Genomic DNA, 7,999 nt, shown 5'->3' on the forward strand with positions numbered 1-7,999 from the left:
CCACCATGCACAACCTCGCCCTCGCCGCATGAACCAGCAGACCAGCCGCCCACTTCGCGCTGGGTGACCACGGCCTTCTGCAACACCCTTTAGGCCGACGCGCGTTCAGAGGCCGCCAAGGCGGCGCTGGGCGTGCACGACACTCCGAGCTGAACATGGACGCCCGGCTGTGTTGAATGGAACCCGGAGCGTACGCACACGCGGAGGCCGAGATGTCCGAGTACCAGCACTATCAGTTCCTTGCCGTCGACCGGCCGTTGTCCGACGAGCAGGTCGCTGAGGTCCGCGAGTTGACCTCCCGCGCTGCTCTCACCCGCACCACGTTTGTGAACAGCTATCAGTGGGGTGACTTCAAGGGCAGCTGCGACCAGCTCATGGAGAAGTACTACGACGCCCACCTCTATTTCGCGAACTGGGGCTACCGCAAGGTCATCCTGCGATGGCCCGCCGAGCAGCTCCCCTTGCATATCGCCGAGCGGTACTGCACCGGCGCATCAGCTGACGCCCGCCAGCACGGCGGACACGTCCTCATCACGCTGGTCTCCGATGACGAGGACGGGGAGTTCGACGACTTCAACGACCTCTTCGACTTCGGCGACTACGCAGACACCGGCCGCGAAGAGCAATGGCTTCCCTCGATAGCCGAAGCGCGCCTCGACGTCGCGGCCGGGGACCTGCGTCTGCTCTACCTGGCCTGGCTGCTCTGCCTCAACAACAACGACCTGGACGACGACGATGTCGAGCCCGTGCTGCGGCGCACCTGATCGAGTACGGGCTCCCAGGCTGTGGCGCGCCGGCCTCCGGGGCCGCGTACGGGGCGGGCGGTGCGGACGACGAAGCGGGCGGCCTCCTCGAAACCGAGCGGCTGGATCTCGATGACCGCGGCCGAAGTGAGTACGTCGCCGGCCTCGACGACCTCGCCGTACACACGGCGCTGCGGCAGGTCAGCAGGAGCGGGGAGTCCGCGTCGAGTTCGGTGTTCAGGCGCCAGACGGCCTTGGCGCGCAGGGGCGGTGGCATTTCGTCGAGTCCGTCGACGACGGGAAGGATGCGGCCGGTGGCCACGAGATCCCGGGCGGGCACGGAACCCGAGGTTCCCTCGGTCCCCAGTGTGGGGTAGGCGGCGATGAGGTCGTCCGCGAGCCATTCACGCAGGCTCTGGCGGTCGGGCTGCCACGTGGACGCCTGGAAGAGAACAGGGACGGGATCACCGGTGCCGCGGCGTTCGAGCAGGTCGAGGGTAAAGCACATGGCGAACACGGTCTTCCCGCTGCCGGGAGCGCCGAGGACGACAAGGCGGCGGGAGGGCACAAGCTCGTACAGCTGGACGATCTCGGGGAGTCGCCCGAACAAGTCGGGGCGTCGGGCGTCGTCCTCGGGCGGTCGGCCGATGGTGTCGTCGAGGTCGGACAGCCACGCAGCGGCTGGGGCCCAGTGAATCGGGAGGGACTCGGGGTCCTGGAGCCGACGCAGCCGCCACTCCGACTGCCACTGCTCTCTCACGGCCCTGGCGAGAGCGTCGGCCGCCCGGTCCAATTGCTCGTCGGGCGGGGTCAAGCCGGGGGAGAAGCCGTGCTGTGGACAAGGCCCGCGAGTGCGACGAAGAAACCCAGGAGGGACACGAGCGGTCCCGTCGCATTGAGACCACCGCGTGCAGCGACCGCGGCGACGGCACCCGTGGCGATCACCGCGCCCACCCACAGCCCACGCCGCCAGTACCTCATCCGTCGCGTCCCCCATCCCGTGCTACATCGGTACGCGACATCGTCCCTGGGCAGTCACGCCACAGGGCGACCTTATTCCCCAACCGCCCCGGCTGCGGCGAGCACTCGTCAACGGGGGGATCCCTCATCGGAGGGTCCGGCTCACAACGGTCGAACCACTGCCGTACGTACTGTGCTGCTGCTGGCCCGGCTCGGGCCACTGCGAGTCCAGTGCCCTACGCACCAGCTGTCGGCGCAGCGCTGTTCACCCTGGCGTTCGTCGCCCAGGTGCAGCGCCTGGCCCACCGCCATCGACTGTGCGGGCGCGCGGGCGACAATGGCGTAGCTCGGGGGTCGGCCTGCCGGTCACGAGTTCGTCTGCGATGAGTCGTCCGACGGTGGGCGCCAGGGTGATGGCGGAGTGCATGACGGCGACGTAGACAGATCGATCGTGTGTCGCGTACCCGATGGCGGGTCCGTGCGCGGGCGTTGGGCGTGCGCCGGTGCGGTAGCCCAGCAGGCGGCACTGGTCGCTTCCTTGGAAGGCCGCTTTCAGGTGCTGGAGCGCGTCTTGAGCGGCCTGTGCTGATGATGTTGCTGTGCCTTCGGCGTGGGGCACGACCAGCAAGAGGTCGCCGTCCCGTACCTCTCGGACCTCGAAATCAGGATTTGCCACGATGGTCTTGACCAGGCCAGGCGGTGCTGTGACCCGCGCGAGGGTGGCCGGGGAGGCGGCGATGGCCAGGTCGGCCGATAGCGGCTCGCAGAGCTTGGGGACTCCTGTTCCGGCAGCGAGTACGACGGTTGCGGCGGCGTGGACTCCGGTCGAGGACAGCACTCCCTCGACGCGTCCGTTGGTCACGTGCAAGGAGGTGACCGCGGTGTTGTGGAGCACGGTTGCTCCGTGGGCGCCGGCGGCTGCCACGAGTGCGTGGGTCATGGCCGTTGGGTCGACGCCTGCGTCGCTCGGGGTGTGGATGGCGTGGTCGGGTGGGTGCCGGAGGTTGGGCTCCAGGGCTGCGATGTCGCTTCGTCCGATGCGCAACTGGCCTGGGCCCGGCCGTGAGTCCTGCGCCGGGGTGTCGGCCCAGGACAGCGAGCCGGTCCGGCGGACGGTGACATGGGGCAGTTCGTTCTCCAGGCGTCGGTAGTCCGCCAGGACGTGTTCGCGAAGGTCTTGAGCTCCGCCGGGCCAGTGGCCTCCCGCGCCGCGGACCCAGGCGAACGAGTCCTTGGTGACCCCGGTGGCCGACGCAGGGCCTTGCTCGATAGTTCCGCCGCGGTGCACTCCTTACCCTTCTGCGTAAGAATCTTGGCCAGCGTTTCCGTGGCAACGTTCGTCAGACGGCCCCAACAGAGTGCCTGCACAGGAGTCACCTTGGTTGAAATCAACCAGATCTCCTGAACATCCCCGAAATCGGGATAATCCGGGTCGCTTTTCACGGGGCCAAAGAGTTCGACAGCTGTCCGCTCTTCCAGTGCATCCGCAATGCACGCTAACGGAAGTCGCGGGATGCCCTTTAATGTCGCACGGTCCACGAGCGAGTAGGAGACGACGAACAGTAGCTACGCGAGGCGCCTTTTAAGTGGGCTCTCCTCGACGCCCCAAATCGTCCTTCCAGGCAGCGATCTTCGACTCATCCCGCTCGCCGGCTTGCGGGCCGGGGTGTACTCGACGCCGGCCACCTCCCGGCATCCCTCCGGCGTAGCGCGGCCGATACCAACCTCACGGCCCGACGTAACCCACGCGGTTAAAGATCGCTACGGGAAACCTTTAGTAGAGCAGGTTGAAGTATTCCTGCATGCCCGCCAGGCGGTCGCTGTCGAAACCGGCCCAGCAGAGGAGGACCTCGTCACCAGAGTGATAGTAGGTGCTGAACCCTACGGGGCCATTTTCGCCTTCTTCGCGGTAGCAAATATCCACGCGGTCTTGCTCGCAAGATCTCCACCACACGCTGGAGGACACGAGTTCGGTCTCCGGTGTGGCGTGATGGCCGTATTTCGTCACGGTGTCGCGCACATGGCCTTGGCCGACGGTTGGCAGAACCTGGGAGTCGCGGCAGCGCATGGGGCGGCCCTGCCCAGGCGTCAACCAGCACTTCCGTTGGTCCGTTGGGCAGGCGCACGCCGATTGGCCGGATCTGTGTGTTGAGAGAGAGGGGGGTGGTGTTCCGGTCAGTCGTGGAGTGGGCGAGCGATGCGGCGGTGGCGCGTAACCGACCGGGGCGCGTCGGCCGTGGATCGGATACGCCCACGGCGTGTTGAGCCACCGTCCCGTCCGCGGCGCCCGCAGTGTCCGCTGGCTGAATCATCACCCCAGATCGGGGGAGATCTCGGCCGAGATGCCGACGGTGCGGTGGAGCGTCGATCCGGTCCGGACCGGGCGTGTTCGGCGTGCCCGTACGCGCACTGGCCGCGTTCTTTTCCGCACAGTCCGGTTTGCGGCGGAGTTGCCGGGGCACACGCGCCGTTGCGGCATTTGGCGGTCGGCCTTGATGCGCGGTCGGCGGAGCGAAATGGCGAGCGGTGACGCAAAAGCACCGGCGGAGCACTCTCCGTGCAACCTCAGGGGGTTGCTTGCACGTGACTCGCCGTGAAGACTGTGGCCGAGTTCTATCGAAACGAAGATGTTCCGAGGGGGGCGCATCATGCCAATCGTGGCACGGCACGCGCTGCGATTGCGTACTCCCGCACACCCGTTTCGAACGGCCGGGACTGGAGGTCCGCTGTCCGTCCAGGAGCCGGGAGGGGCCCGCGCGTATCCGGTGCGCGGGAGGTATCGCCGAGGGGGATGGTTATGTCGGGTTGGCACGCCGCACGACGGGGCAGACTGCGGGGCCGTGGTCGACCGTGCAGCCGCGGCGGCATCCTGCACCGCATGTGCTGAGGCCCGGGAGTCCGTTTCGGTGTCGGACTGACGCCGATTGACCGCCCCGACGTACGAGGACGTACGAGGACGTACGAGGACCCCGCGGGGCACGTGCCGTTCTTGGTCATGTCCAGGCGACAGTGACACAGCCGTGTCCAGGGCTGTGCCGCCCCGGCCGACCCGGTCCACCACACCCCTGTGCGCGTGACTCCACCGTGCCCGCACGCGCCAAGCCGCTAGCAAGGGAGACAAGGTGATCAGCAAGCAACCGACGGGCGAGCGACCCCTCTTGGAGGAGTTACCCGACCGCTGGCGGGGCTTACGCGAGACCGGGCCGGTGCGGTACGACGAGACCCAGCGCGTCTGGCAGGTGCTTGACCACGAGACCGTCTCCGCCGTGCTCGCCGACCCGGCGACGTACTCCTCGGAGCTCTCCACTCTCGCACCCACCCAGTCCGACTTCGAGACCTTCACCCAGGGCAACTTCGTCGGCATGGACCCGCCGGAGCACCGGAAGCTCCGCGCCTTGGTGAGCCAGGCGTTCACTCCGCGCGTCGTACAAGGACTCGAACCCCGCATCGAGGCCGTCTGTGCCCGGTTGCTGGACGCCGTGGGCGATCGCGACCGGTTCGACCTGGTCGACGCGCTGGCCTATCCGCTGCCGATCATCGTCATCGCCGAACTCCTTGGCATCCCCGCGGAGGAACACCGGCTCTTCCAGGAGTGGGCCAGCGTGCTGTTCGGCGGCGACCAGCTCGGCGAAGCGCCCGACATGGCCGACCTGGAGCGGGCGCTGGAAGCCATCGCTCCCACCGTGCGCGAGATGAACGGTTACATGCTGGAGCACATCCGCGCCCGCCGCGCCGACCCCGGTGACGACCTCACCAGCAGACTCATAGCCGCCGAGGTGGACGGTGTCCGCCTCGGCGACCAGGAGATGGTCGGCTTCGTAGCCTTGCTGCTGGTGGCCGGGCACATCACCACGACCGCGCTGCTGGGCAACACGATCGTCACCTTCGACCGGTACCCCGACACGGATGCCGCGCTGCGCGCCGACCCCACGCGCGTCCCGGCCGCCGTCGAGGAGGTCCTGCGCTGGCTGCCGCCCTTCCCCGAACTGGGCCGCAGGGTCACCCGGCCCGTGGTCCTCGGCGGACACGAGATCCCGGCCGACACGATGCTGATGGCTCATCTCGGCGCCGCCAACCGGGATCCCGCCCGGTTCACCGCCCCCGACGTCTTCGACGCGGCCCGAAACCCCAACCCCCACTTGACTTTCGGGCACGGCATCCACTTCTGTTTCGGCGCGCCGCTGGCCCGGCTGGAAGCGCGGATCGCTCTTCACATGTTGCATGAACGATTCCGCAAACTGGTGATCCCCTCCTACGAGGACATCGTCTACCAGAACCCGGCCGTCCTCATCGGCGTACGACATCTGCCTGTAGAGGTCGGCAGACCGTAGTCCCCGGCGCACGCAGCGCCCCCCGGCCGGCCCGCACCGCTCGTTCCCGGGCTGGATCGGCACACCCCGCACATGAGACCCATCCAACGGGAGTCCCCTTCTCATGCCGTACACCATCCCCCCCGCCCCGGTCGCCTTACGGGCACCGTCCGTATTACGCCGTGAGCTGCAAGACCGTCTCGATGACCTGGCCCGGACCCACCGGGTGCCCGGCGCCCAACTGGCCCTGGACACCGGCAGCGACGTCGTCGCCGTGCACACCGGTACCGCCGACGTCACCACCGGCAGCCCCTTCACCGCGGACACCGCGGTCCCTCTGGGATCACTGACCAAGCCCTTCACCGCCGCGCTCGTCATGCTCCTGGCCGACGACGGAGACCTCGACCTGGACGAGCCGGCCGCCGAGCACCTGGTCGAGCTGGCCGACACCCCAGAAGTGACGATCCGCCAACTCCTTTCCCATACCGGCGGCTTGCCCACAGGGCCCGACTCCGACACCGCCGCCGCGACCACCCCCGCGCGCTATTTGACGGCCGTCTGCACCGCCCGCGATCTGCTGTTCACGCCCGGGACCGACTTCTCCTACTCCAACGCCGGCTACGTCGCCGCCGGACGGCTGGTGGAGACGGTCACCGGCATGCCGTGGCACGAGGCCGTGCGGGCGTTGCTTCTCGAACCCCTCGGTGTCCTGCCCGCGTTCGTCGGCGACGCCGCGCCCGTGCGTCCGGTGGCCGCGGGGCACGCCGTCAACACCGTCACTGGGCAGGCCGTCGCCGCCCGGCAGAACCTGGCGTCGCTGGAGGCACCGGCCGGCGCGCTGCTCGTGAGCGCCCTGGACCTGGTCGCGTTCGGCAACGCGCTGACCGGCCGCTCGGATCTGCTGCCGCCCGCCGTCGCCAAGGAGATGCGCCGGGCCGAGACCGCCGCCGATCCGGGGACGCTCGCCGACGGCTGGGGTGCCGGACTCGCCCTGTACCAGCGGGACGGCCGGGCGTGGTGCGGCCACGACGGCAACGCCCAGGGCACGTCCTGCCACCTGCGGGCCGACCCGGAGAGCGGAGTCGTGGTGGCCTTCACGGGCAACGCCGGGGGCGCCACCGCTCTCTGGCGCGACCTCGCCGAGTACCTGGACCAGCTCACCGGCATCCGGGTGCCCGCCGAGGCGCTCACCACGGACCGCGGCCGTCCCGTCGGCCTGCCCGACTGCGCGGGCACCTATCGCAACGGCACCATGACCTACCGCGTCGTGCCCGGACCGGACGGTACGCCGGCCCTGTCCGTCGACGGAGACCTGCCCCTTCCGCTGGTCTGCTACGCCGACCTGTCCTGCGATCTGCGAGATCCGGCCACCGGGCGTGTCGAACCCGGTGGCCGGTTCCACCGCGATCCGGCCACCGGCACGATCGACCGGGTGCAGATATCCGGGCGCACCGCGCGCCGCGCCGACGACGGCTGAGTACGGTCATCGCCGCCCCGGGCTCCGACGGGCACGGCTTCCGGCCGGGGGCGGGTTGCCGGCCGCCGCCGGTCTTCGGCCTTGGTCGGCACCGGTTCCGTCCGGTTCGGTTCGATCTGGTTCAGTCCGGTTTCGCACGATCCGGTTTCGCACGATCCGGTTTCGCACGATCCGGTTCGGTCCGATTCGGTCCGGTTCGGTTCGGTCGAGGACTGATGGCGCGTCGGTTCCGGTTGCCTCGGGGGCCGGCCGCGGGCCCAGCACTCGTCGCCTGGGGGCTGGTACGTGTAGCCGCCTTGCCGTGTGGCACCGGTTCCGGTGGCGGTTCGACGTGGCCGGTCCGGACCGGCGGGGCCCCGTCGCTGGACCACTGATCGACGGTTCGACCTTCGGGTTCGGTGGTTCGGCCTCCGGGCTTGGCGGTTCGGCCAACCGGCTCGGTGGTCCGGTTGTGGGGCCCGGTGGGCTCGGGCGTCGCCGGTGGTCGCGGTCGAGCGGTCAGCGGATGC

The 7,999-nt window shown here is 69.0% G+C and carries 6 protein-coding genes; 3 read left to right on the forward strand and 3 right to left on the reverse strand.

The window, feature by feature from the left end; genetic code table 11:
* The first annotated feature begins 212 nt into the window (after nt 1–212).
* The gene (locus ACWDZ7_RS37510; protein ID WP_451803229.1) at nt 213–764 is read left to right on the forward strand and encodes a hypothetical protein; all 552 of its coding nucleotides are present in this window, start codon (nt 213–215) and stop codon (nt 762–764) included.
* On the opposite strand, the gene ACWDZ7_RS37515 is transcribed toward ACWDZ7_RS37510, so the two are convergent.
* The 3 genes from ACWDZ7_RS37515 to ACWDZ7_RS37525 form a co-directional block, all read right to left on the reverse strand.
* Entirely contained in the window at nt 709–1,557 is an 849-nt protein-coding gene (locus ACWDZ7_RS37515; RefSeq protein ID WP_451803230.1) for an NACHT domain-containing protein, read from the reverse strand. The genes ACWDZ7_RS37510 and ACWDZ7_RS37515 overlap by 56 nt on opposite strands.
* A gap of 411 nt (nt 1,558–1,968) precedes the next feature.
* A complete protein-coding gene (locus ACWDZ7_RS37520; RefSeq protein ID WP_451803231.1) occupies nt 1,969–2,991 on the reverse strand; it encodes an NAD(P)/FAD-dependent oxidoreductase in 1,023 nt (340 codons plus the stop codon).
* 486 nt (nt 2,992–3,477) lie between these two features.
* Complete coding sequence (locus tag ACWDZ7_RS37525; RefSeq protein WP_451803232.1) at nt 3,478–3,771, reverse strand: hypothetical protein; 294 nt, start codon at nt 3,769–3,771, stop codon at nt 3,478–3,480.
* Between the two features lie 1,054 nt (nt 3,772–4,825).
* Here ACWDZ7_RS37525 and ACWDZ7_RS37530 point away from each other — a divergent pair.
* Complete coding sequence (locus tag ACWDZ7_RS37530; protein WP_451803233.1) at nt 4,826–6,034, forward strand: cytochrome P450; 1,209 nt, start codon at nt 4,826–4,828, stop codon at nt 6,032–6,034.
* Nucleotides 6,035–6,137: 103 nt separating this feature from the next.
* A complete protein-coding gene (locus ACWDZ7_RS37535; RefSeq protein WP_451803234.1) occupies nt 6,138–7,490 on the forward strand; it encodes a serine hydrolase domain-containing protein in 1,353 nt (450 codons plus the stop codon).
* Nucleotides 7,491–7,999 lie beyond the last annotated feature (509 nt).

The sequence above is a fragment of the Streptomyces sp. NPDC003032 genome (assembly GCF_053591415.1).